The 24,791-nt window shown below is 67.5% G+C and carries 17 protein-coding genes; 11 read left to right on the forward strand and 6 right to left on the reverse strand.

Going from position 1 to position 24,791, the window contains the following annotated elements:
* Positions 1-349 precede the first annotated feature (349 nt).
* Positions 350-781, forward strand: coding sequence for an OsmC family protein (locus ACZK0Z_RS05655; protein WP_049430047.1), 432 nt, complete (start codon positions 350-352; stop codon positions 779-781).
* Positions 782-883: 102 nt separating this feature from the next.
* Here ACZK0Z_RS05655 and ACZK0Z_RS05660 read toward each other — a convergent pair whose 3' ends face one another.
* A complete protein-coding gene (locus ACZK0Z_RS05660) occupies positions 884-1,762 on the reverse strand; it encodes a PhzF family phenazine biosynthesis isomerase (protein WP_197632848.1) in 879 nt (292 codons plus the stop codon).
* A 90-nt stretch (positions 1,763-1,852) separates the two neighbouring features.
* The gene (locus ACZK0Z_RS05665; protein WP_197632846.1) at positions 1,853-2,725 is read right to left on the reverse strand and encodes a PhzF family phenazine biosynthesis isomerase; all 873 of its coding nucleotides are present in this window, start codon (positions 2,723-2,725) and stop codon (positions 1,853-1,855) included.
* Positions 2,726-2,800: 75 nt separating this feature from the next.
* On the opposite strand from ACZK0Z_RS05665, the gene ACZK0Z_RS05670 reads away from it, so the two are divergent.
* The 4 genes from ACZK0Z_RS05670 (at position 2,801) to ACZK0Z_RS05685 (ending at position 8,844) form a co-directional block, all read left to right on the forward strand.
* Positions 2,801-5,395 (forward strand): bifunctional aspartate kinase/diaminopimelate decarboxylase, encoded by a 2,595-nt coding sequence (locus ACZK0Z_RS05670; protein ID WP_197632845.1) that lies wholly within the window; start codon positions 2,801-2,803, stop codon positions 5,393-5,395.
* Between the two features lie 76 nt (positions 5,396-5,471).
* Positions 5,472-6,824, forward strand: a complete 1,353-nt coding sequence (murL, locus tag ACZK0Z_RS05675) for a UDP-N-acetyl-alpha-D-muramoyl-L-alanyl-L-glutamate epimerase (RefSeq protein ID WP_099560396.1) — start codon at positions 5,472-5,474, stop codon at positions 6,822-6,824.
* Complete coding sequence (gene murD, locus ACZK0Z_RS05680) at positions 6,805-8,214, forward strand: UDP-N-acetylmuramoyl-L-alanine--D-glutamate ligase (RefSeq protein ID WP_197632843.1); 1,410 nt, start codon at positions 6,805-6,807, stop codon at positions 8,212-8,214. The genes murL and murD overlap by 20 nt, the downstream gene beginning before the upstream one ends.
* A 96-nt stretch (positions 8,215-8,310) precedes the next feature.
* Complete coding sequence (locus tag ACZK0Z_RS05685) at positions 8,311-8,844, forward strand: hypothetical protein (protein WP_049430041.1); 534 nt, start codon at positions 8,311-8,313, stop codon at positions 8,842-8,844.
* Positions 8,845-8,904: 60 nt separating this feature from the next.
* Here the strand turns inward: ACZK0Z_RS05685 and ACZK0Z_RS05690 are convergent, their stop codons facing one another.
* Positions 8,905-9,498 carry an SMI1/KNR4 family protein gene (locus ACZK0Z_RS05690; RefSeq protein WP_049430040.1) on the reverse strand — a complete coding sequence of 198 codons (594 nt, stop codon included), beginning with the start codon at positions 9,496-9,498 and terminating at the stop codon, positions 8,905-8,907.
* Between the two features lie 133 nt (positions 9,499-9,631).
* Here ACZK0Z_RS05690 and ACZK0Z_RS05695 point away from each other — a divergent pair, with 133 nt between their 5' ends.
* Complete coding sequence (locus ACZK0Z_RS05695) at positions 9,632-10,417, forward strand: dienelactone hydrolase family protein (RefSeq protein ID WP_049430039.1); 786 nt, start codon at positions 9,632-9,634, stop codon at positions 10,415-10,417.
* Positions 10,418-10,496: 79 nt separating this feature from the next.
* On the opposite strand, the gene ACZK0Z_RS05700 is transcribed toward ACZK0Z_RS05695, so the two are convergent.
* A complete protein-coding gene (locus ACZK0Z_RS05700) occupies positions 10,497-11,495 on the reverse strand; it encodes a polyprenyl synthetase family protein (protein WP_049430038.1) in 999 nt (332 codons plus the stop codon).
* 214 nt (positions 11,496-11,709) lie between these two features.
* Here ACZK0Z_RS05700 and ACZK0Z_RS05705 point away from each other — a divergent pair, with 214 nt between their 5' ends.
* Positions 11,710-13,323, forward strand: a complete 1,614-nt coding sequence (locus tag ACZK0Z_RS05705; RefSeq protein ID WP_049430037.1) for an alpha-glucosidase — start codon at positions 11,710-11,712, stop codon at positions 13,321-13,323.
* 183 nt (positions 13,324-13,506) lie between these two features.
* Here the strand turns inward: ACZK0Z_RS05705 and ACZK0Z_RS05710 are convergent, their stop codons facing one another.
* The gene (locus tag ACZK0Z_RS05710) at positions 13,507-16,275 is read right to left on the reverse strand and encodes a TonB-dependent receptor (RefSeq protein WP_197632841.1); all 2,769 of its coding nucleotides are present in this window, start codon (positions 16,273-16,275) and stop codon (positions 13,507-13,509) included.
* Positions 16,276-16,551: 276 nt separating this feature from the next.
* Positions 16,552-18,600 carry a glycoside hydrolase family 97 protein gene (locus tag ACZK0Z_RS05715; RefSeq protein WP_404830730.1) on the reverse strand — a complete coding sequence of 683 codons (2,049 nt, stop codon included), beginning with the start codon at positions 18,598-18,600 and terminating at the stop codon, positions 16,552-16,554.
* Between the two features lie 243 nt (positions 18,601-18,843).
* Here ACZK0Z_RS05715 and ACZK0Z_RS05720 point away from each other — a divergent pair, with 243 nt between their 5' ends.
* The 4 genes from ACZK0Z_RS05720 (at position 18,844) to ACZK0Z_RS05735 (ending at position 24,747) form a co-directional block, all read left to right on the forward strand.
* The gene (locus tag ACZK0Z_RS05720; protein ID WP_197632838.1) at positions 18,844-21,036 is read left to right on the forward strand and encodes a glucosidase family protein; all 2,193 of its coding nucleotides are present in this window, start codon (positions 18,844-18,846) and stop codon (positions 21,034-21,036) included.
* Complete coding sequence (locus ACZK0Z_RS05725) at positions 21,033-22,520, forward strand: MFS transporter (RefSeq protein ID WP_049430034.1); 1,488 nt, start codon at positions 21,033-21,035, stop codon at positions 22,518-22,520. Before ACZK0Z_RS05720 ends, ACZK0Z_RS05725 begins: the two co-directional genes overlap by 4 nt.
* Positions 22,520-24,235, forward strand: a complete 1,716-nt coding sequence (locus tag ACZK0Z_RS05730) for an alpha-amylase family glycosyl hydrolase (RefSeq protein WP_197632836.1) — start codon at positions 22,520-22,522, stop codon at positions 24,233-24,235. Before ACZK0Z_RS05725 ends, ACZK0Z_RS05730 begins: the two co-directional genes overlap by 1 nt.
* Before the next feature lie 125 nt (positions 24,236-24,360).
* Positions 24,361-24,747 carry an SseB family protein gene (locus ACZK0Z_RS05735; protein ID WP_049430032.1) on the forward strand — a complete coding sequence of 129 codons (387 nt, stop codon included), beginning with the start codon at positions 24,361-24,363 and terminating at the stop codon, positions 24,745-24,747.
* The last annotated feature ends 44 nt before the right edge of the window (positions 24,748-24,791 follow it).

Consider the following 24,791-nt stretch of genomic DNA (forward strand, 5'->3'; position numbering starts at 1 on the left):
TGGTTGTTTGGTCGGCGCCGAACCCCGTCGGCAAGCGCAATGTAGGGCAACTCTCGGGCGCCGCCAATAGCCCGAAGCGCGGAAAGTGCATGTTTTTTCATATCCAGGCCGATTCAGTACATGGCCGGCGATGGGGGGCGGGGGTGTCGGGACGCGGCTGGCCGCCAGCGCCCGGTCATTGGAGGAATGCGCGAAACCACTGAAAACAAGGGGGAAATGCGTTTCCGGCTGGCGAGGACGTGTCCATCTGCCCGGCGCCGGAGCGACGTGGCGCGTGCGGCGGAGCGACGCAGGGCTAACGCGCCACGTGCGAGGGTGATCGTTCATCACCGTCACGCAGGAGCAGCACATGGGAATCTCGCGACACGCCACCGCGCACTGGGAAGGCGACCTGAAGTCGGGCAAGGGGCAGTTGAGCACGCCGCAGAGTGGCCTGCTGGACAAGACCCGCTACGGCTTCAACAGCCGCTTCGGCGACGAGAAGGGCACCAATCCGGAAGAACTGATCGCTGCCGCGCATGCCGGCTGCTTCACCATGGCGCTGTCGGCCAAGCTCGGCGAAGCCGGTTTCACCCCGACCTCGCTGGACACCGAAGCCAAGGTCGATCTGTCGCTGGAAGGCGGCCCGCAGCTGTCTCAGATCCGCCTGAAGGTAAAGGCCGTAGTGCCGGGTATCGACGCGGCCAAGTTCCGCGCCATTGCCGATGACGCCAAGCAGAACTGCCCGGTATCCAAGGCGTTGAGTGCGGTGCCGATCAGCCTGGAAGCCGAGCTGGGCTGAGCGCCGGATGCTCTTGTAGAGCCGAGCCCACGCTCGGCTTCTGCAGCTGCCGTGATCTGGCCGAAGAGCAGCCGAGCGTGGGCTCGGCTGTACAGTGTCCCTTTACCAATCGAGGGTGCCGGCAATCACAGTCTGCACCTGACCGCCCGACCAGACCTCGCCGTCCTCATCGACCAACAGGGTCAGGCGCGCATCGTAGCCGACTTCGCGGCCCTGACTGACTTCGAACGGCGCACGGCCCCGCGGCAGTGCCTCGCGCAGGTCCAGCCACGCGGCCAACACGGCGTTGGCGGCACCCGAGGCGGCGTCTTCGAAGCGGCGACCGTTGCCGACGAAGGCGCGTACCGCAAGATCGAACCCCTCGCTGCCATCGCTGAAGGCATAGGCGAACACGCCCATGCTGTCGGTGGATTCAGCCACTGCCGCCACCGCATCCCAGTCCGGCTGCAGGGCGCGCAATGCGGCTTCATCGGCCACCTGCACCACCCACCAGCTGCGGCCACCCTGCATGCGTGCCGGCGGCAGTGTGCCCAGTGGCCAGCCCTTCAATGCGGCCTTCAGGCGTGGATCGGTGGCTTCGGCGGTTTCGGCCAGCTGCGCGCGCGGGGTGCGGATGGCGATGCGCTGCTGCGCACCTTCACCACTGACGCGCAGCGGCAGCGCACCAGCAATGCCCTCCTGCACCAGCACGCCCTCGACCGGTGTAGCAAGGCCCGCCTGCAGCACCGCATGCGCGGTGCCGACGCTGGGGTGGCCGGCGAACGGGACTTCCTTCTGCGGGCTGAACATGCGCAGCCGGTAGCTGGCACCAGGTGCCTGCGGCGCGAACACGAAGGTGGTTTCCGGTAGGCGCGTCCAGCGTGCGATGGCCTGCATGCTGGCGTCATCCAGGCCCTCGGCATCGAGTACCACGGCCAGTGGGTTACCGGCGCCGGCGCGCGGGGAGAACACATCCAGCTGCAGGAAACGGCGGGTGGTCATAGGGGGCAGATTCCGTAAACGAGAGGGGATACGGTAGCGCCGGGCCATGCCCGGCGTCCGTGTACTGCGTTCGCCGGGCGTGGACCGGCGCTACCAATGGATGCTGCCGTCGATCACGCACTGCACCTGGCCGCCGATCCACACCGTGCCCTGCGCGTCGACCTGCACCTGCACGCGGCCATCGCGGCCTACTTCGCGGCCCTGGCTGGCCACGTAGCGGCCCTCGCGGCCGGGCAGGGCATCGCGCTGCCGCAGCCAGGCGCCGATCAGCGCATTGGCGCTGCCGGTCACCGGGTCCTCGGGCACGCTGGGCGCATCAGCAGGACAGAACGCGCGGACCACGCGGCTGTGGTCGGTGCCGGCTTCGTCGGCGAATACCGCCACGCCAGTGGCATCGGTGGCGAGACTCCAGGCGGCCACCGATGCCATGTCCGGCTCCAGGTCGCGCACGGCGGCGCCATCGCGCAGCGGCAGCAGCCACCAGCGTGCGCCGTTGTCCCACAGCTCCGGTGCATGGCCGTCGGCAGCCAGCGCAAGCAGCGTTGCGGGTGCCGCGTCGGCGGCGGTTGCCAGCTGCCGGGCCGGTGGGCTGGCCAGCTGGATCTCCAGCGCCTCGGCCGGCCCACTCACCTTTACCGGCAACAGCCCGGCCGCGCATTGCTGCAGCAGGGCACCGTCACGTGGAGTCGCCAGGCCACAGGTCACCGCCACCCAGGCCGCACCGACGCTGGGATGGCCGGCGAACGCCAGTTCCCGGGTCGGGGTGAAGATGCGGATGTGGTAGTCGGCGCCGGGCGCGCTGGGGCGCAGGAAGAACACCGTCTCGGACAGGTTCAGCCAGGCGGCCAGGGCCTGCATCTGGCTGCTGGAGAGCCCGTCGGCGTCCAGGATGGCGCCCAGTGGGTTGCCGGTGCCGGGGCGGGGGGCGAAGACATCGAGCTGCAGGTAACGAAGGACGGCCATCTACGGGGATATTGCGCTTAGAATCAAAGGTTCCGCCCCCGAGGGCGGCTTCCCCACATTCTACATAGCCAATCCATGTCAGCTTCCCCCCTTGTCGATCGTTGGATCGTACTGAAGTTCGGCGGCACCTCGGTGTCGCGTCGTCATCGCTGGGACACGATCGGGAAGCTGGCGAAAAAACGTGCGGAAGAGACCGGCTCGCGCGTGCTGGTAGTGGTGTCGGCGCTGTCCGGGGTCACCAACGAACTGACCGCGATCGCCGATGGCGCGCCGGACAGCCGTGATCGCGTGGCCGCGCTGGTAGAGCGCCACGAGGGCTTCCTGGTTGAACTGGGCCTGGGCCGCGAGGTGCTGGCCGAACGTCTGGCGGCGCTGCAGGGCCTGTTGGACGACGCGCGCGCGGCCACCCGTCCGCTGGACTGGCAGGCCGAAGTGCTGGGCCAGGGCGAGCTGCTGTCCTCCACACTGGGTGCGGCCTACCTGCGCGCGTCAGGTCTGGACATGGGCTGGATGGATGCCCGCCAGTGGCTGGATGCGATGCCGCCGCAGCCGAACCAGAGCGACTGGTCGCAGCGCCTGTCGGTGAACTGCCAGTGGCGCGCCGACGCAGAGTGGATGCAGCGCTTCCGCGCGCAGCCGACCCGCCTGCTGATCACCCAGGGCTTCATCTCGCGTCACGCCGATGGCGGCACCGCCATCCTCGGTCGCGGCGGTTCGGATACCTCGGCGGCGTACTTCGGTGCATTGCTGGGTGCCAGCCGCGTGGAGATCTGGACCGACGTGCCGGGCATGTTCAGCGCCAACCCGAAGGATGTGCCGGACGCGCGCCTGCTGACCCGCCTGGACTATTACGAGGCACAGGAAATTGCCACGACCGGCGCCAAGGTGCTGCACCCGCGCTCGATCAAGCCGTGCCGTGATGCCGGCGTGCCGATGGCCATTCTCGATACCGAGCGCCCGGAACTGCCGGGTACCAGCATCGATGGCAGTGCCGCGCCGGTCCCGGGGGTGAAGGCGATCAGCCGCCGCAACGGCATCGTGCTGGTGTCGATGGAAGGCATCGGCATGTGGCAGCAGGTCGGCTTCCTGGCCGATGTGTTCAACCTGTTCAAGAAGCACGGCCTGTCGGTGGACCTGATCGGTTCGGCCGAAACCAACGTCACCGTGTCGCTGGACCCGTCCGAGAACCTGGTCAACACCGATGTGCTGGCCGCGCTGTCGGCGGACCTGTCGCAGATCTGCAAGGTGAAGGTGATCGTGCCGTGCGCGGCCATCACCCTGGTCGGCCGTGGCATGCGCTCGCTGCTGCACAAGCTGTCGGACGTGTGGGCCACGTTTGGCCGCGAGCGCGTGCACATGATCTCGCAGTCGTCCAACGACCTGAACCTGACCTTCGTCATCGACGAGGCCGATGCTGACGGCCTGCTGCCGATCCTGCACGCCGAGCTGATTGACAGCGGTGCGATGCCGGTGGAAGAGACCGAGGTGTTCGGCCCGCGCTGGCGCGAGATCGCCGGCACCGTGCGCCCGCGTGGCACGCCCTGGTGGCGTGGCCAGCGCGCGCACCTGCTGCAGCTGGCCGATGCCGGTACGCCGCGCTACGTCTACCACCTGCCGACCGTGCGCGCCCGTGCCCGCGCGCTGGCCGCGATCAAGCCGATCGACCAGCGCTACTACGCGATCAAGGCCAACAGCCACCCGGCCATCCTGCAGCTGCTGGAAGCCGAGGGCTTCGGCCTGGAGTGCGTCTCGCACGGCGAACTGAAGCACGTGTTCCAGCACCTGCCGGAACTGTCGCCCAAGCGCGTGTTGTTCACTCCCAGCTTCTGCCCGCGCAGCGAATACGAAGCGGCGTTCGCGCTCGGGGTGACCGTGACCGTCGACAACGTCGAAGCACTGCAGCGCTGGCCGGACCTGTTCCGCAACCGCGAGCTGTGGCTGCGTGTCGACCTGGGCCGTGGCGAAGGCCACCATGCCAAGGTCCGTACCGGCGGCAAGGACTCCAAGTTCGGCCTGCCGATCGCCCGCGTCGACGAATTCGTGCGCACGGCCACCGACCTGGGCAGCCGCGTGGTCGGCCTGCACGCGCACTTGGGCAGCGGCGTGGAGACTGCGCAGCACTGGCGCCTGATGTGCGATGAGCTGGCCGGTTTCGCCCGCCGCATCGGCAGCGTGCAGACCATCGACATCGGCGGCGGCCTGCCGATTCCGTATTCCGCCGAGGACGAGCCATTCGACCTGGATGCGTGGGCCGAGGGCCTGGCCGAGGTCAAGGCGCTGCATCCGGCATTCCGCCTGGCGATCGAGCCGGGCCGCTACCTGGTGGCCGAATCCGGCGTGCTGCTGACCCATGCCACCCAGGTGGTGGAAAAGGACGGCGTGCGCCGTGTCGGCCTGGACGCCGGCATGAACGCACTGATGCGCCCGGCGCTGTACGACGCCTGGCATGACATCGAGAACCTCAGCCGGCAGGGGGGGTATGCCGAAGCGGCGTTCGATGTGGTCGGGCCGATCTGTGAATCCAGCGATGTGTTCGGCAAGCGCCGCAAGCTGCCGGTGTCCACTGCGCCGGACGACGTGATGCTGATCGCCGATGCCGGTGCCTACGGCTATGTGATGGCCAACACCTACAACCAGCGGATGCTGCCGCGCGAAGACGTGATCGAATGACCACCGCGCGCGCCCTGCACCCGCCCACCGACACGCCCCGCGCCTTCGCGCGGGCCCGTGCCTGACCGGATACACCATGACTGCTTTCGACAAACACCAGGTTTCCCGCTTCCGCTTCGTCCGCTGCGACTTCGCAGCGGATACCGGCGTGGCCCGGCTGGTCTACGCCTTCGACGACGGCCCGGAGATGGTGGAAACCATCACCGTGCCCGGCGCCCCGTTCGTGCTGGACGAGGCGCGCGCCGCCGCCGTGCAGCGTGCGCTGCAGCTGCTGCACCTGATCGCCGGCGTCAGCTACTACAAGGCCGGCGTACCGGATACGGTCAGCATCGACAGTTACAGCATCGATGCCGATACCGCCGCACTGGTGGAGACCATTTACCTCAATGGCCTGGGCGAATTCGCCTACCGCAACGGCCTGAACCTGCGCGGCCGCTTCCGGTTGCCGGTGCAGGGCGAGGCCGTGCAGGCGCCGGCGCTGGGCCTGCGGCCGCACGCGCTGGTGGCCATCGGCGGCGGCAAGGATTCGCTGGTCAGCATCGAAGCGCTGCGCCGTGCCGGCGTGGACGAGACGGTGACCTGGATCGGTGGCTCGCAGCTGATCCGTGCGTGCGCCGAGCGCACCGGCCTGCCGACATTGAACCTGGGCCGCACGCTGGCACCGGAACTGTTCGAGCTCAACCGCCAGGGCGCCTGGAACGGCCATATCCCGGTGACGGTGGTGAACTCGGCAATCATGGTGCTGGCCGCCCTGCTGCACGGCGTGGACCAGGTCGTGTTCTCCAACGAGCGTTCGGCCAGCTACGGCAGCCAGATTCCGGGCACCGGCGAAGTGAACCACCAGTGGTCCAAGGGCTGGGCCTGCGAGCAGGCGTTCGGCAGCCATGTGCGGAAGTACGTGGCGGCGGATCTGCAGTACTACTCGCTGCTGCGACCGATGTCCGAGCTGGCGGTGGCCCGCCAGTTCGCCAAGACTGATTTCTACGACGCGCACTTCTCCAGCTGCAACCGCAATTTCCACATCCTCGGCGAGCGCCCGGTGAACCGCTGGTGTGGCGTCTGCCCGAAGTGCCATTTCGTGTTCCTGGCGCTGGCCCCGTTCATGCCCAAGACGCGCCTGGTGCGCATCTTCGGCCGCAACCTGCTGGACGATGCCGAGCAGGCCGGTGGCTTCGATGCGCTGCTGGAATTCCAGGACCACAAGCCGTTCGAGTGCGTGGGTGAAGGCCGCGAATCGCGTGCGGCGATGGCGACGCTGGCGCAGCGCCCGGAGTGGAAGGAAGACGTGCTGGTGAAGCGCTTCTGCAACGAGATCCAGCCGCAGCTGGATGCCGCCGAACTGGAACTGACGCCGCTGCTGCAGCTGCAGGGCGAGCACCGCGTTCCGGCTGCGCTGTGGGAACGGGTGCGTGAAGATTTCGAAGCTTGAGGGAAAGCGCGTTGCGCTGTGGGGCTGGGGCCGTGAGGGCCGCGCCGCGTTTGCGGTGCTGCGTGAGCGCCTGCCAACGCTTGGCCTGAGCCTGTTCTGCCCGGCCGCTGAGGCCGAGGCGGCGCGTGCGGAAACGCAGGAATTGCTGGACGTGCGCGGTGAACCCACTGCCGAAGCGCTGGCCGCGTTCGATGTGGTGATCAAATCGCCTGGTATCAGCCCCTACCAGCCGATCGCACTGGCGGCGGCGGAGCAGGGCACCACGTTCATCGGCGGCACCGCGCTGTGGTTCGCCGAACACGCCGCCGACGATGGCATCGTGCACGACACCGTGTGCGTGACCGGCACCAAGGGCAAGAGCACCACCACCGCGCTGGTCGCGCACCTGCTGCGTGCCGCCGGCCACCGCACCGGCCTGGTCGGCAACATCGGCCTGCCGCTGCTGGAAGTGCTGGATCCGCAGCCGGCGCCGGAATACTGGGCGGTGGAACTGTCCAGCTACCAGACCGGGGAAGTGGCGCGCAGTGGCGCCCACCCGCAGGTGGCGGTGGTGCTGAACCTGTTCCCGGAACACCTGGACTGGCACGGCAGCGAACAGCGTTACATCCAAGACAAGCTGCGGCTGGTGACCGAAGCTGCGCCGCGCATCGCCGTGCTCAATGCCGCCGATCCGCACCTGGCCGCGCTGTCGTTGCCCGACAGTGAAGTGGTCTGGTTCAACCAGCCGCAGGGCTGGCACATGCGCGGTGACGTCGTGCATCGCGGTGAACAGCCCGTATTCGATACCTGCAACACGCCGCTGCCGGGCCGCCACAACCGCGGCAACCTGTGCGCGGTGCTGGCCGCGCTGGAAGCGGTGGGCCTGGACGCGGTGGCGCTCGCTCCGGCGGTGCAGGATTTCCGTCCGTTGCCGAACCGCCTGCAGCGCATCGGCGTGGCCGAGGGCCTGACCTACGTCAACGATTCGATCAGCACCACGCCGCATGCCAGCCTGGCCGCGCTGGAGTGCTTTGCCGGCCAGCGCATCGCGCTGCTGGTGGGCGGGCACGATCGTGGGCTGGACTGGACCGATTTCATGCAGCACATGGCGCACGACGTGCCGCCGGTGGAGATCGTGACCATGGGCAGCAACGGCCCGCGCATCCACGCGATGCTGCAACCGTTGGCCGATGCCGGCCGCTTCGGCCTGCACGCGGCGGGCGATCTGCCCGAGGCGATGGCGCTGGCTCGCAGCGCGCTGGGGGCGCAGGGCGGGGTGGTGCTGCTGTCGCCGGGCGCGCCGAGTTTTGGTGCCTACCGCGACTACGTGGCGCGTGGCCGCCATTTCGCCGAGCTGGCCGGATTCGACCCGGACAGCATCAGCGCGATCCCGGGGTTGGGCATCGCTTGATCCGCCGGATCGGGCTCGGATCCCTTTCCTCAGGAAAGGGCTCTGACCCCGGCGAGTTACCATGGGGCGCATCCCCGGACGGACCCGGATAGCCGCATGTGCACGTTCATCACCTTGTTCCTTCCTGCGTCGATTGCGCAGGTCGATGCCGCCGCGATCATGCAGCGCAGTGGCCGGCGCCTGTTTGCGCAGGATTCGCCCAGCCTGCAGTCAGCGGTCGGGCCCGGTTGGCAGCCGTGGTTGAGTGCCGTGCACTGCGATTGCGGCACGTCGCTGGCCTCGGCGCAGGCGGTTCGTGAGTGGAACGGCGATGCCGAACGCTGGCGCAGGAAGGGCTGGAGCGAAGCGAAAATCGCGCGCGCGTTGGCGGCGCAGTTGGCGCGGCATGAACAGGATCAGCAGGCACGCCGCGATGAAGCCTTGGGGGATGCCGGCCAGTGGTTGCAGCGTATCGAAGCGCTGTTGCAGGCCGGTGCCGCGCGTATCGGCCTGCTGGTGCGTGACTACGACGGTGCGGTGGGTGCCCGGCAGCCGAAGCCGCCGGAACGCCACTGGCCGCGCGCGTCGCTGGAGGCAGCGGATCTGCTGGCCTTCGCGCCGGGGACGCTGCACTGGATCGAGCGCGGGTGAGGACGCCATCCACGCATGGCGTGGATCTACTGTAGAGCCGAGCCCATGCTCGGCTGGATTTCAGTCGTCCTGATCGAGGAACGCGTACCCGCCATCGATCAACTGTTGCAGGTACACATCGAAGCTCGGCGCGATCACCGCATAGCTGTCCGGATCATGCAGGTAGCGAACCACCTGGCCGACGGTGCCGCGCGGCGCCGGATCGAAATCCAGGTACAGCATCGAGGTGCCGCCATTGTTCATGCAGTGCGAGAAGCACAGGCGGCGGTTCATCGGCACGTCGGCGTCGATGCCGTCGCCGAGGATCTCCGGTTCGTCATCCAGCCACTCCTCGTAGATCGAGCGGATGCTGTCGTCCCACTGCTGCTGGTCCTCGAAGATCTGTGCCACCGAGCGCAGGTAGTAGGGATAGCCGCCGTCCTCGACGTCCGAACCCAGCATGAGCACGCAGACCTCGCCGCCGGGGTATTCGCGGAAGTGCGTGCCATCCACGCGCGAGAGCAGTTCCACCAGGCTGTCCGGCACCTGCGGCCACTGCACACGCAGGCGCTGCAGGTCCTCGGCGCTGGCGCCCCGTACGTGGGCCCACTGCGGGGCATCGTCGGCAGGCAGGCGCGGGATCAGGCCAGACAGAAAGCGATCAACAAGGTTCATGCGAAAAAAGGGGACGGAGGGGATCAAGTCGTATCCAACCACACCTGCGTCACGTCGCCAATGCAGAATGCGACGCGGGAGGGGCGAATACGGCTTGATCCCCTCCGTCCCCTTTTTCTTGCGGAGCAGGCGCATGAAACGTTGGCGATGCGGTGTGGCGGTGATCCTGGGCCTGGCGGCGCTGCCGGCGTGGGCGGCGATGAAGGCGCAGCCGGTGGAATGGAAGCACCAGGGAACGACCTTCAGTGGCGTGCTGGTCTATGACGACGGCGAGCATGACAAGCGCCCTGGCCTCGTGATGGTGCCGAACTGGAAGGGCGTGAACGAATCGGCCATCGAGAAGGCCAAGCAGCTGGCCGGTGACGACTACGTGGTGCTGGTGGCCGATGTCTACGGCAAGGGTGTGCGGCCGAAGACCGATGCCGAGGCCGGGCCGGTAGCGACCAAGCTGCGCAACGACCGGCCGTTGCTGCGTGCCCGCGCGCTGGAGGCGGTGAACGTGCTCAAGGCGCAGGCCGGCAAGGTGCCGCTGGATGCCAGCCGGATCGGCGCGGTCGGGTTCTGTTTCGGCGGCACCACGGTGCTGGAGCTCGCCCGGGCCGGCGCTCCGTTGGCCGGTGTGGTCAGCCTGCATGGTGGGCTGGGTTCGCCGCTGCCGGCGCAGGCCGGTGGCACGCACCCGTCGGTGCTGGTGCTCAATGGTGCCGACGACAAGAGCGTGACCGCCGAGGACATCGCCGGTTTCCAGAAGGAAATGGACGCGGCCAAGGTCGATTGGGAGTTCACCAATTACAGCGGTGCGGTGCACTGCTTCGCCGAGCGCGATGCGAACAGCCCGCCGGGCTGCCAGTACAACGAACGGGCGGCCAAGCGCGCCTGGAAGGCGCTGGATGAGTTCTTCGAGGAGCGTTTCCGGTAAACAAAGGCGTGCCAACCAAGGTTGGCACCCACCCACAGCGGCGGGAATGCCGGCCAGCGGCCGGCACTACCGGAGTTGGTCAATGCGAGCGCTGCACCGCGTAGCGTGCCAGGCCGCGCAGGGCGGCCACCGCATCGTTATCACCCAGGCCATCGAGCGCACGCTCGGCGGCGTCGGCGTATTCCTCGGCACGCGCGCGGCTGTACTCCAGGCCGCCGGTGGCGCGGATCGCGGCCAGCACTTCCGGCATCGCCGAGGCGTCGCCGTCCTGCACGATGGTGCGCAGGCGCTCACGGGTGGCATCGTCGGAGTGCGCCATCGCGTGGATCAGTGGCAGCGTCGCCTTGCCTTCGGCCAGATCATCGCCCAGGTTCTTGCCCAGCTCGTCAGCGTTGGCCGAGTAGTCCAGCACGTCATCGGCGATCTGGAACGCGTAGCCCAGGTGCATGCCGTAGTCGAACAGGGCCTGCTGGGTGGCTTCGTCCACACCGCTGGCCAGCGCGCCCAGGCGGGTGCCGGCGGCGAACAGCACCGCGGTCTTGCGCTCGATCACGCGCAGGTAAGCCGCTTCGTCGGTGTCCGGGTTGTGCACGTGCAGCAGCTGCAGCACCTCACCCTCGGCGATGCGGTTGGTGGCATCGGCCAGGATCTGCATCACCGACATGCGCTCCAGCTCGACCATCAGCTGGAAGCTGCGCGAGTACAGGAAGTCGCCGACCAGCACGCTCGGCGCGTTGCCCCATAGCGCGTTGGCGGTGCTGCGGCCACGCCGCAGGCTGGATTCGTCCACCACGTCGTCGTGCAGCAGGGTGGAGGTGTGGATGAATTCGATGATCGCGGCCAGCTGGTGGTGGTCCGCGCCGACATTGCCGACCGCACGGCCGGCCAGCATCACCAGCATCGGGCGCAGGCGCTTGCCGCCGGCGGAAATGATGTGATCGGCGATCTGGTTGATCAGCACGACGTCCGAAGACAGCCGGCGCCGGATCAGGGCATCGACGGCGGCCATGTCGGCCGCAGCAAGCGACTGGATCTGGGGCAGGCCCAGGGCGGGACGGGTGTCTTCGGTGATGGTCATGCGATCAGGCTTTCAGGCTCACCACTGATTATAGGCGCTGGCCGTGAATTCGGGCGCAAACCGGGCTGGCCGGCGTCCGCGGCCCCGCCAAGGCTGCCGCCTGCGTGAATACGTATGCAGGCCGCGCCATGCCCGGGAGGCCGCCGCTAAGCTTGCCGGAACAGGATTTCGGCCCGCTTCCGGCGGGCCCTGCATGCCCGGAGGGGGGCTGTCGATGTCGCACTATCCATGGTGGCGCGGAGCCGTCATCTACCAGATCTACCCGCGCAGCTACCTCGATGCCAACGGCGATGGCGTGGGCGACCTGCCGGGCATCATCGAGCGGCTGGACCACATTGCCGCGCTGGGCGTGGACGCGATCTGGATCTCGCCGTTCTTCAAGTCCCCCATGGCCGACTTCGGCTACGACATCGCCGACTACCGCGACGTCGACCCGCTGTTCGGCAGTCTGGACGACTTCGATCGCCTGCTGGCCAAGGCGCACGGCCTGGGCCTGAAGGTGATGATCGACCAGGTGCTGAGCCACACTTCGATCGAGCACGCCTGGTTCCGCGAGAGCCGTCAGGACCGCAGCAATCCGAAGGCCGACTGGTACGTGTGGGCCGACCCGCGCGAGGACGGCACCCCGCCGAACAACTGGCTGTCGCTGTTCGGTGGCGGCGCCTGGCAGTGGGAGCCGCGCCGTGAGCAGTACTACCTGCACAACTTCCTGGTCGACCAGCCGGACCTGAACTTCCACCACCCGGACGTGCAGCAGGCCACCCTGGACAACGTACGGTTCTGGCTGGACCGCGGCGTGGACGGCTTCCGCCTGGACGCCATCAATTTCTGCTTCCACGACGCGCAGCTGCGCGACAACCCGCCAAAGCCCGCCGACAAGCGCGTGGGCCGCGGCTTCAGCCCGGACAACCCCTACGCGTACCAGTACCACTACTACAACAACACGCAGCCGGAGAACCTGCCCTTCCTGGAGCAGTTGCGCGCGCTGCTGGACGAGTACCCGGGCGCGGTGAGCCTGGGCGAGATCTCCTCGGAGGACTCGCTGGCCACCACCGCCGAGTACACCCGGGGCGGCCGCCTGCACATGGGCTACAGCTTCGAGCTGCTGGTGGACGACTACAGCGCGGCCTACATCCGCGACACGGTCTCCCGCCTGGAAGCGGCGATGACCGAAGGCTGGCCGTGCTGGGCGGTTTCGAATCACGACGTGGAGCGGGCGGTCAGCCGTTGGGGCGGGCACCCGGCCGACCCGCGGCTGGCGCGTATGCTGGTGGCGCTGCTGTGCTCGCTGCGCGGCTCGGTGTGCCTGTACCAGGGCGAGGAGCTGGGCCTGGCCGAGGCCGAGGTGCCGTTCGAGGCCCTGCAGGACCCCTACGGCATCACCTTCTGGCCGAACTTCAAGGGCCGTGATGGCTGCCGCACGCCGATGCCGTGGACCGATGCGCCGCTGGCCGGTTTCACGTCCGGCCAGCCGTGGCTGCCGATTCCGGCCGAGCACCGGGCGGCGGCGGTGGCCGTGCAGGAACGCGACCCGCACTCGGTGCTGACCGCGTTCCGGGCATTCCTGGCCTGGCGGCGCAGTCAGCCGGCACTTCTGCATGGCAGCATCCGTTTCATCGACAGTACCGAGCCAGTGCTGCTGTTCGAGCGTATGCTTGCAGATGAAACCCTTCTGCTGGCCTTCAACCTGTCGGCCGAGGCGGTGCGCCATCCGCTGCCGCCGGGCAACTGGCAGCAGGTGGCGGTACCGGGCCCGGATGCGGGCACGGTGCAGGGCAATGAACTCCAGCTGCCGCCGCGCGCGGTGTATTGCGCCCGACGCAGCTGACCGTTTTCTCCGGTGGCGGTACTTGCGGGGACGGGGCCGAAGCGCCCCGTCCCTTTTTTGTGGGTGGGCCTGGCCGACCAACGGCCGGCATCCGCGCAGAAGAAAACCCGCTGCCTGCGCAGCGGGTTTCCGGTCCTGCTCCCCATGTGTTGCCGGCCAGCGGCCGGCACTACCCGGTCGTGATCAGAACTTGTAGTTCACGCCCAGCATGTAGGTGCGGCCCCACTCGATGTACTCCAGCGGGCGGTCCTTGCTGCCGGCATAGGTGCGGTACGGCTCGTTGGTCAGGTTGCTGCCCTGCAGCAGCAGGGTCAGCCCGCGCAGGCTGCTGCTGTCGCTGAAGGTGTAGCTGACCTGTGCATCGGTCACGTTCTCGCCTACCACGTAACGCAGCGTGCGGTTGCCGTTGAAGTTGCCGATCTCACCAATGAAGTCCGAGCGGCGGCGCTGGCTCACGCGTGCTTCAAAGCCACTGCGCTCGTAGTAGGCGGTGAAGTTGTAGACACGCTTGGACAGGCCGGGAAGGCTGATCGGGTCACTGCCCACGCTGGAGGCGCTTTCCGGATCCAGGATGGTGATGTCGCTCTTGTTGAAGGTCGCGCTGGCCTGCACGCCGAAGCCACGCAGGCTGTCGGTCAGCATCTCCAGCGGGAACGACCCGGTCAGTTCCAGCCCCTTCAACGTGCCGCCCTTGCCGTTCTGCGGCGTGGAGAAGGTGCCGGTGGTCAGCACCGGTGCGGTCATGCCCGGTGGCGGCACGTAGTTGCCCAGCAGGCCGCTGAAGTCGTAGTTGTCCACCGACTGCGTGTAGACGTAGCTTTTCAGATCCTTGTAGAAGATCGCCGCTGCGACGTAGGCCTTCTCGCCGAAGTACTTCTCATAGGACAGATCCAGCGCGGTCGCGCGCCACGGATCCAGCAGCGGATTGCCGCCGCTGCCACCGGGGCGGCCGTTGTTGGTATCCACACCGAATTCCAGGCCGGCACGCATCTGGTCCACGCGCGGGCGCGCGACCTGCTTGGCGGCGGCGAAGCGCAGCGTCTGCTGGTGCGGGAACATGAACACCAGGTTCAAGCTCGGCAGCCAATCCTTGTAGGTCTTGCCGGCAGAGAAGGGCTGGATGTTGCTGCCAGCCGGCTGCGAGCTGTCCCAGTAGCGCGAATCCGAGCTCTGGTCGGTGTGCTGCATCTGCACGCCGATATTGCCGCGCACGCCGACCACGCCGATGTCGGTGTTGATGTTCAGGCGTGCCCACGCGGTGGTGATCTTCTCCTCGACCGTCCACGACTTGGGAATCAGGTAGTCCAGATTGTCGACCGGCTTGAAGGTCATGTAGCGACCCACCGCTGCCGGCACGTTCCACGACGGGATGTAGCCGATGCCGGCGAAGCCGAGGTTGACCGGGCGGTACTGCAGGTCCGGGGCGATGGTGGATTCGCCTTGGGCGCCGAGCAGGATGTTGCCTTCGGCCTGGGCCTTCTGCTTGCGGCGGTCGGCATAGTTCACGCCCACGTCCACATCCGAGAACCAGCTGGACATGGCCTCGGGAACCGGCAGCGTCGCCGCCAGCTTGGCGCCCTTCAAGCGGTCTTCGACCTCCGGCACCTTGCCGTAGCCGGAACCATAGATCGTATTGGTCAGGAACAGGCTGCCCGGATTGGAGTAGTCACGCCCCGGCGTGATCTGCGAGAAGCTGTTGTTGTTCACCGCCAGGCCGATCGTGTCGAACTGCGGGCGCGGCACCAGCTGCAGGTTGTTTTCCAGGTTGATCTCGCGGCGGGTTGCCTTCGAGTAGTTCAGGTCGGCGACCAGCTTCACGCCGCCGACGTTGAACTCGTTGTTCCAGCCGAACGCGTCGATCTTGTCCTTGCGCTTGTTGTACATGCCGCGGACCAGCGGGTACGCATTGCTGATCGTGCCACCGGTGAAGCTGCCATCGGCATTGCGGCCGACATTGCTGAACACCGGCAGGATCGCGTTGGGATTGTTGCTGTCCTCGCCATTGCCACTGAGGCTCAGCTCGAACTGGTTGGCGGTGTCGATCTGCTCGGCTTCGGTGTGGAACGCGTCGAAGGTGCTGGTCCAGCTGTTGCTCGGACGGAACTGGATCGTCGCCATCACGCCGTCGCGCTTGTTGTTGCCGGTACGGCGCAGTGCCTTGATGCCATCGGTGAAGTAGGTGCCTGGCGCGATTCCGCGACGCTCGCCCTTGTCGGTGTGCTCGGTGGTCCAGGGCTCGTAGAGGCCGACCTGGTTCTCCTGGATCGGCATGTCGCTGTGCGCGTAACCGATGGCGATGCCCAGGGTGTTGTCGAAGAACTGGTCGATGTAGCTGGCACTGAAACGATTGCCGTACGGATCGATGTTGGCGGCGCGGCCCAGCGAACTCTTCTGGTAGCGCCCACTGACCGCGATCACGCGCTCGCCGAAGCTGAGCGGACGCGCGGTCTGCATGTCGATGGTGCCCGACAGGCCCTGGCCCACCAGTGCGGCATCCGGGGTCTTGTACACGGTCACGCCATTGACCAGCTCGGACGGGTACTGGTCGAACTCGACGCCACGGTTGTCACCGGTGCTGACCACTTCGCGGCCGTTGAGCAGGGTGGTGGCGAAGTCCGGTGACAGGCCGCGCACGCTGATCACCTGCGCACGGCCCGCCACGCGCTGGGCGGCCAGGCCGGGCAGGCGCGAGATGGATTCGGCGATGCTGACGTCGGGCAGCTTGCCGATGTCTTCGGCGGAGATCGCTTCGACCACCGAGGTGGCGTCCTGCTTGACCGCGATCGCGCTCTCGATGCCGCGGCGGATGCCGGTGACCTGCACCGTATCCAGGTTGGTGGCGGCGGTGCCGGCCGGCGTGGTGGTGCTCTGCGTGGACTGTGCCGACGCGAGCGTCGGCGCCAGCACAACGGCCAGCGCGAGACTCAGCGCACTGCGCTTGTGGTTCAACATTTTCCCCTCCCAGGCAATGTTGCAGATCGATCTGTGAGCGTTCCGGCGGTGCCGTGAACGTGCGACGCGGTGGCCGCTGTCGTCGCCGCTATGGTAGGCAGCGCATTCTTCGCGGGAATCACCCTGCATACGTATTCAATGGCGTTTGCAGGGGTGTAATCGCTTTCAAGTGTCTCGTTCTGTAGAACCGAGCCCCATGCTCGGCTGCATTTTGGTGCTGCGCACCGCCGCCCGAGCGTGGGCTCGGGCGCTACGGGGGCGCAGGCAGGAAAACGTTCAGCGGATCGGCGTGAAGCGGATGGCCTGCCCACCGCCCGGCGCCAGCACCAGCGTCAGGGCATCGGCGCTGGTCACCTCGCGGGTTTCCCGGACGAATGCGAACGGGTTGCTGCGGAAGTCGGCGCCGTCACCATCGCGGTAGATCTCTGCGCGATAGCGCACGCCGGGTTCCAGGAAGCCCAGCGACACCGGCAGCACGCGGCCGTTTTCATCGGTGATGCTGCCGAGGAACCAGTCGCGGCTGTTGCGGTCGCGGCGCACGATGGTCACGTAGTCGCCCACTTCGCCATCGAGCACGCGGCTCTGCTCCCAGTCCACCGCCACGTCCTCGATGAAGCGGAACGCCTCGCGGTGCTGCAGGTAGTGCTCGGGCAGGTCGGCGGCCATCTGGATCGGGCTGTACAACACCACGTACAGGGCAAGCTGGCGGGCCAGCGTGCTGGGGATGGCCTGGCCGTGGCGGCCCTTCAGGCTGAGGATGCCGGGGGTGTAATCCATCGGCCCGGCCAGCATCCGGGTGAAGACCAGGTTGACCTCGTGCTCCGGCGGGTTCGGCGGCTGGCCCCAGGCGTTGTACTCCATGCCGCGCGCGCCTTCGCGAGAGATCCAGTTGGGGTAGGTGCGGCGCAGGCCGGTGTCCTTGATCGGCTCATGCGGGTTCACCGACAGGTGCCGGCGCGCGGCCTCCTGCACCACCTTCAGGTGATGGCGGGCCATGAACTGCCCGTCGTGCCACTCGCGCCAGAGCGGGCCGCCGGCTGGGTTGCGGCGGTCGACCTGGCCATCGTCGCAGACGTAGCCGGTCTTGAACTGGTCCACGCCCAGCCGTGCGTACAGGTCCAGCGCGGCGCCCAGCTGATCCTCGTAGTGCTCGATGGCGCAGCCGGTTTCGTGGTGGCCGATCAGGTGCACGCCCTTTTTCAGGCCATACGCCGACAGCGCGTCGATATCGAAATCGGGCGTGGCGCGGGTGAAATCGAATTCGTAGCCGTTGCCCACCCACATGCCGTCCCAGCCGGGATTCCAGCCTTCCACCAGCACGCCACGGAAGCCGTGCGCAGCGGCGAAGTCGATCACCTTCTTCGTCTTGGCGGTGGTGGCCGCATGCTTCGGGCCGGTAGCCCAGCTCTCGTTGTCCAGGTGCATCGACCACCACACGCCCAGGTATTTGGCTGGCTTCACCCAGCTCACGTCGCCCAGCGCATTGGGCTCGTTGAGGTTGAGGATCAGGTCTGACTCGACCAGCCCACCTGCGCGGTCAGCAATCTGCAGCGTGCGCCACGGTGTGGCGAAGGGCAGGGCGCGGCGCACCTTCCAGCCCTCGGCCGAGGGCGAGAGCTGCGCGCGCAGGCGCTGGCCCTCGGTGCGGCGCAGCCACATGCCGGCGTAGTCCACCAGCGCGGCCTCGTGGATCGCCACGTGCAGGCCATCGCGGCTGCGCAGGGTCATCGGCGTATGCACCAGCGGCACTTCGCGCAGCGGGGTGCGCTGGTACAGGTATTCGTAGTGGATCGGCTCGCCGGCAGGAATCCACCAGGCGGTTGATTCCGGCGCAATGGCGAACTCGGTCAGCTCGTCGTCGATGATCGCCTCGCGCAGGTTGGGCTGCTCGGGGAACACGTAGCGGAAGCCGAGGCCGTCGTCGTAGACGCGGAACACCACATCCAGGCGGCGCTCGCTGCCAGTGGTCTCAGCCAGCTGCACGATCAGCTCGTTGAAGTGGTTGCGGGTGACCCGGCGTTCGCCCCAGGGCTGTTCCCAGCTTTCATCGACGCTGCGCTGCTGCTGGCCGATCACCGCGAAATCACGATCCAGCCGGCCGTCGCGCAGGGCGAAGCCCAGCTTCGAATCCTCCACCACGGTCTGGCCGAAACGCTCGACGCGATAGCGCGCCGTGCCGCCGTCCAGCACCAGGCTGGCCCTGAGCACTTTGCCCGGCGATTCGACGCTGACAACCTGCGGCGCAGCCTGCGACAGCGCCGCCATTCCCAGCAATGCCAGGCCGAACACATGCGCGAGCGCGCTGCGTGCAGCAGTGGGTGACATCGGCATTTCCCCTCCCAAGGCGCCGTTGGCAGACCCGGACCATAAGCCAGCGCAGCCGGCGCGCTACGGCGCAGCGCCATGAATACGTATGCAGCTGGGCGCAGCCGACAGTCCCGCGTCTACCATGGGGCCAAGGCCCCTTGAGGGAGGGGCCGCGCCCGCCCGCCGGCAACGACGGTACGGACCTACAACGCGTGCAGAGAGGGAGGGAGGCCGACGGGCGCAAGCCGGTCCGCCGCTTCGATGCTGAAGATCATTTGCCTGACCGCTGCCCTCGGGGCAGCGCTGGGACCGACCGCGCAGGCGGCCGACCTGCAATTCGACGGCCGCCATGCGCGCGCCGAGGCCACCGCCGACGGCAGCTTCGTGCTGCATGCGCCGAAGGGTGAGGTGCACATTGCCGCCGCGCCCATGCGCAGCCAGACTGGCAGCGTGATGTTCGATGCATTGTTCGCGCTGGCCCAGCAGGAGATGGACCAGGACCGCGTGGATGCGATCCGCGATCCTGCGTTCGACGAGGGTCGGCCGGTGCCGTGCGAGTGTTTCCAGACCGGCGCGCGCTGGCCCTATGTGTGGACCCGCGATGTCAGCTTCGCCGCCGATCTGGCGTTGGCGCGGCTGGATCCGCAGCGCACCCGGCAGTCGCTGCAGTTCAAGCTGTCGGCGGCCCGCGATGGTCACACGCCCGGCCTGTTCGTGGCGCAGGACACCGGGTCCGGCGGCAGCTGGCCGATCAGCAGCGACCGCGTGGTGTGGTTCCTGGCTGCGCGCCACCTGCTGGATGATCCGGCGTTTGCCGATCAGGTCTGGCAGGCGCTGCAGGGCACGCTGGCGCAGGACCGCGCGATGGTGTTCGACGCGCAGGTGGGCCTGTACCGCGGCGAGACCTCGTTCCTGGACTGGCGCGAACAGACCTATCCGGACTGGACCCGCGAGGATGTGCGCTTCATCGGTGATTCCTACGCGCTGTCCACCAACGTGCTGCACTACCAGGCGCTGCGCCTGGCCGAGCGGCTGGCGGCCCAGCGTGGTGACGCCCGTGCGGCCGAATACAAGGCCTGGGCCGACGCGCTGGCGCAGCAGATCGATGCGCGCTTCTGGCGAGAGGACATCGGCCAGTACATGAGCTACATCGGTGAAGCCGCGCATCAGGTGCCGTATGCCAAGGTGGATCTGCTCGGCCTGTCGCTGGGCATCCTGGCCGACGTGCTGCCGCCCGAGCGTGCGCGCCGTGCGCTGGCGGCGTACCCGATCGGGCCGGCTGGCAGCCCGGTGGTCTGGCCGCAGGAAGCGCAGCAGCCGATCTACCACAACCGCGCCATCTGGCCGTTCGTCAGCGCCTATTCGCTGCGTGCAGCGCGGCAGCTGGACGATGCGCCGCGCATCGCCGCCGAGATCCGCTCGCTGATGCAGGGTGCCGCGCTGGCCGGTTCCAACATGGAGAACTACGAGCTGGTCAGCCAGGCGGTGCATGTCGAGGAAGGCGCGCTGAGCGGCCCGGTGGTCAATTCCGAGCGGCAGCTGTGGTCGGTGGCGGGGTACCTGTCGATGGTGGTCGAAGGTGTATTCGGCGTGCAGGACGATGGCAGCGTGCAGCCCAAACTGCCGGCCAGCCTGGTGCCCGAGCTGTTCGGCAAGCAGCGCCGCATCACCTTGGAGGCCAACGGCAAGCGCTACGTGCTGGAGCGCCCGCAGACCGTAAGCGATGGCCTGCTGGTGTCAGGCAGGACCACCACGCGTGGCAGCATCACGACGGTGCAGCTGGTCGCCGCCCCGGCAGCAACTGGTTTCGCTGCCACGACTGCGGATGCCAACGCCCGTGCGCCGGTCACGCCGGTGGCACCGCAGGCCCTGCGCAAGGGCGCGGGTTGGAACGTTGCGGTGGCAGCCGATCAGGTGCTGTGGAAGGACGGCAAGGCAGTCACTGCCAGCAACGGCGTGGCGCGCATCAGCGACGATGGCCTGCAGCACTGCCTCAGCCTGACCCGCCGCGAAGGCCGGCTGGAATCGCTGCACAGCCCGATGGTCTGTGTCGGGCCGGAGCAGCGGCTGAAAGGGGGACAGCGCTGGCAGTTCACTTCGGCCAAGGCCGGGCACGTACGCCTGCGGTTGCAGTACGCCAACCCGAACGGGCCGATCAATACGGGCGTCACCGCTGCGGTGAAGCAGCTGGCGCTGCAGTGCGCGGGCCAGCCGCTGCAACGGCACACGGTTGCCTTGCCGCACAGCGTGGCCGTTCAGGATTCCACGGCGGCGACGTTCGCAGTACCCAAGGGACCGTGCACGGTCACGCTTGAAGAGGGTTTCAACATGAGCGCGCTGGAACACTTCGCGCATTACACCGGTGGCAAGGGCGGGCGCGACGGTGTGCTCAACCAGGCGCAGGTGCTGGCATTGAAGGTGGTGCAGGTGGCCGTGGAAGAGGGCGCACGATGAATCGTCCCGCCAAACCGCAGCTGTCGTTCTGGCAGATCTGGAACATGTGTTTCGGCTTCCTTGGCATCCAGTTCGGTTTCGCGCTGCAGAATGCCAATGCCAGCCGCATCTTCGAGACGCTGGGCGCGGACATCGAGGCGGTGCCCGGGCTGTGGATCGCCGCACCGCTGACCGGCCTGCTGGTGCAGCCGGTGATCGGCTACCTGTCCGACCGCACGTGGACGCGCTGGGGCCGCCGCCGTCCGTTCTTCATGATCGGTGCGGTGCTGACCACGCTTGCCCTGCTGGTGATGCCGAACTCGCCGACGCTGTGGATCGCCGCCGGCACGCTGTGGGTGCTCGACGCTTCGATCAACGTGTCGATGGAACCGTTCCGAGCCTTCGTGGGCGACCAGCTGGCACCGCGGCAGCGGCCCACCGGCTATGCGATGCAGAGCTTCTTCATCGGCGTGGGCGCGATTGTCGCCAGCTTCCTGCCGTTCATCCTTGCCCACTTCGGCGTGGCCAATACGGCTGCCGCCGGTGAAGTGCCGGACACCGTGCGCTATGCGTTCTACTTCGGCGCGGTGGTGCTGCTGGCGGCGATCACCTGGACGGTGGTCAGTACCCGCGAGTATTCGCCGGCACAGCTGGCTGCATTCGATGATGCCGAGCCACCTTCGCACCATGCCGCGCGCGCTGTCAGCGGACCGGCACCGTGGACGCAGGTGGCGCTGTGGCTGGGGCTGGGCGTGCTGCTGGCCCTGCTGATCGCCTGGCGCCAGGGTGACAGGATGCTGTACGTGCTGGCGGGACTGTGTGCAGGCTACGGCCTGCTGCTGGCCGTGGCCCGCGCGCTGCCTGGCACGCATATGCTGGCCGCCATCGTCGGCGACCTGCGAGCGATGCCGGTGACCATGCGGCGGCTGGCCTGGGTGCAGTTCTTCTCGTGGTTCGCGCTGTTCGCAATGTGGATCTACACCACCGCGGCGGTGGCTGGTGTCCACTTCGGTTCGGCCGACCCGAAGACGGCGGCCTACAACGAGGGCGCCAACTGGGTGGGCGTACTGTTCGGCGCCTACAACGGCTTCGCTGCGCTGGCTGCGGTACTGATTCCACCGATGGTGCGTGCCATCGGCCTGCGCTGGAGCCACCTGGTCAACCTGTGGTTGGGTGGCGCCGGTCTGGTCTCGCTGATGTTCATCCGCGACCCGCACTGGCTGTTGCTGTCGATGGTCGGCGTCGGCTTCGCCTGGGCGTCGATCCTGTCGCTGCCGTATGCGCTGCTGTCCGACAGCGTGCCGGCGTCGAAGATGGGCGTGTACATGGGCATCTTCAATTTCTTCATCGTGATCCCGCAGCTGGTCGCGGCCAGCGCGCTCGGCTTTGCGCTGCGCGCGTGGCTGGGTGGCCAGCCGATGCATGTGCTGGTACTGGGCGGCTGCAGCCTGTTCGTCGCCGGCCTGTGCGTGCTGCGGGTTCCGTCCCGTCCGGAGGTGGTGTGATGCGTGCTGCGTTGGCTGTTGCTGTTTCCCTTGCCCTGTTCGCCGGCCAGGCCGTGGCCACTCCGCGCCCGGACTACGTTGGTACCACCGAGCCGTTCGCCAGCGATGCGGTGTACTTCGTGGTCACCGACCGCTTCGTCAATGGCGATCCCTCCAACGATCACCGCGACCAGGGTGGCAAGCACCGCACCTTCGATATCCCGGTGCCGTGCCCGGACAAGGTGGACGGCAACATCGGCTACCTCGGCGGTGACTTCCGCGGCGTGCTCGACAATGCGCAGTACATCCGCAGCCTGGGTTTCGGTGCGGTATGGATCACGCCGATCGTCGACAACCCGGATGAAGCCTTCACCGGCAGCAAGCCGATCAGCTGCACCAGCACGCTGACCGACCGCGGCAAGACCGGCTACCACGGCTACTGGGGCATCAACTTCTACACACTCGACGAGCACCTGCCGAGCAAGGACCTGGACTTCGCCGGCCTGACCAAGGGCCTGCACGGCGCCGGCCTGAAGGTGGTGCTGGACATCGTCGGCAACCACGGTTCGCCGGCCTGGACCATGCCCACGCGGCAACCGCAGTTCGGCCAGATCTTCGACAAGGATGGAACGCTGATTGCCGACCACCAGAACCTGCCGCCGCAGAAGCTGGACCCGAAGCACAACCCGCTGCACGCGTTCTACAACAACATCGGTCCGGTCGACAGCAAGGACGGTTCGATCTTCGATGGCAACCTGGCCGAGCTGTCCGACTTCAACCAGGACAATCCGGCGGTGATGGACTACCTGGTCGGTGCTTATCTGCAATGGACCGCGCAGGGCGTGGACGCGCTGCGCATCGACACCATCGGCTGGCTGCCGCACCCGTGGTGGCACGCCTTCGTCAAGCGAATCCGCGCCGAGCACCCGGGCATGTTCATGTTCGGCGAAGCGTTCGACTACGATGCCGCGCGCATCGCCGAGCACACCTGGCCGGCCAATGCGAACGTGAGCGTGCTCGATTTCCCGCTGCGTGGCGCGCTGGAGCAGACCTTCGGCACCGCCGGAAAAGGCTTTGAGATGCTGGCCGAGCCGCTGCACCTGAGCGGTGGTCCGTACGCCAACCCGTACGAGCTGATGAGCTTCTACGACAACCACGACATGCCGCGCCTGCAGGCCAGTGACAACGGCTTCATCGACGCGCACAACTGGCTGTTCACCGCGCGCGGCATTCCGGTGGTCTATTACGGTTCGGAAACCGGCTTCATGCGCGGCCGCGCCGAGCATGCCGGCAACCGGGCCTACTTTGGCCAAACGCGCGTGGACGCCGCGCCGCAGAGCCCGATCTTCGTGCCGCTGCAGCGCATCGCCAAACTGCGTGAAGCGACCCCGGCACTGCAGCGTGGCCTGCAGGTGAACGAGCGGCTGCAGGGTGACGAGGCGGTGTTCTTCCGCGTGCTGCAGCACGGCGATGTGGCGCAGACGGCGCTGGTGCTGCTGAACAAGGGCGATGCGGCGCGCACCTTCGAGGTGGAGCGCTACCTGCAGGCCGGTACCTGGCGCGACGCACTGGGAGGCGGCACGGTGCAGGTCAAGCGCCAGCTGAAGGCTGACGTGCCGGCGCATGGGGTGAAGGTCTACGTGCTGGATGCGCCTGTGCAGCAGCCTGCGCTGCAGGCCGAACTGGACAAGGCGATGGCCGACCAGCAGGCGCGGGACCAGCGGCTGGGGCGTTGATGGGCCTGGCCCAGGCGGCTGTAGGGCCGAGCCCATGCTCGGCTGCGCTTCTGAGGAACGCAGATAGGGGCAGCCGAGCGTGGGCTCGGCTCTACAATAGGAGCCCCTATCTCCCCGCCGTTGCCATGACCGACCTCGCCCCGCAGACCCCGATCGAAACCCTGCTGAAGGCGGCGATGGACGGTGCCGTGCCGATCCGCGCCTTCATGGAGGCCTTCGTTGCCTCCGAGGTGGTGCTGCTGACCGGCAGCCTGGTAACCCCCGACGGCAGCGGCTTCGACCCGTTGCTGTTCGACAAGCAGGGCACCCTGCACGTGGCAGTGTTCACCGACCCGTCGCGGGTCGGCATTTACAGCCAGCAGGTCCCCCACCAGATCCGCTGGCTGATGCTGGACGTGCTGCGCCGCGTACCGGGTGGCTACGGCGTGGTGATCAACCCCGGCACGTCGCTGGGCTTCGAGATCTCGCCCAGCGGTATCGGCGAAATCCTGAAGGACTTCGCCCAGGGCTGATTGTCCTGTAGAGCCGAGCCCATGCTCGGCTGCCTTCCGCGCAA

It is taken from the genome of Stenotrophomonas sp. 116085_Sma (assembly GCF_056479585.1).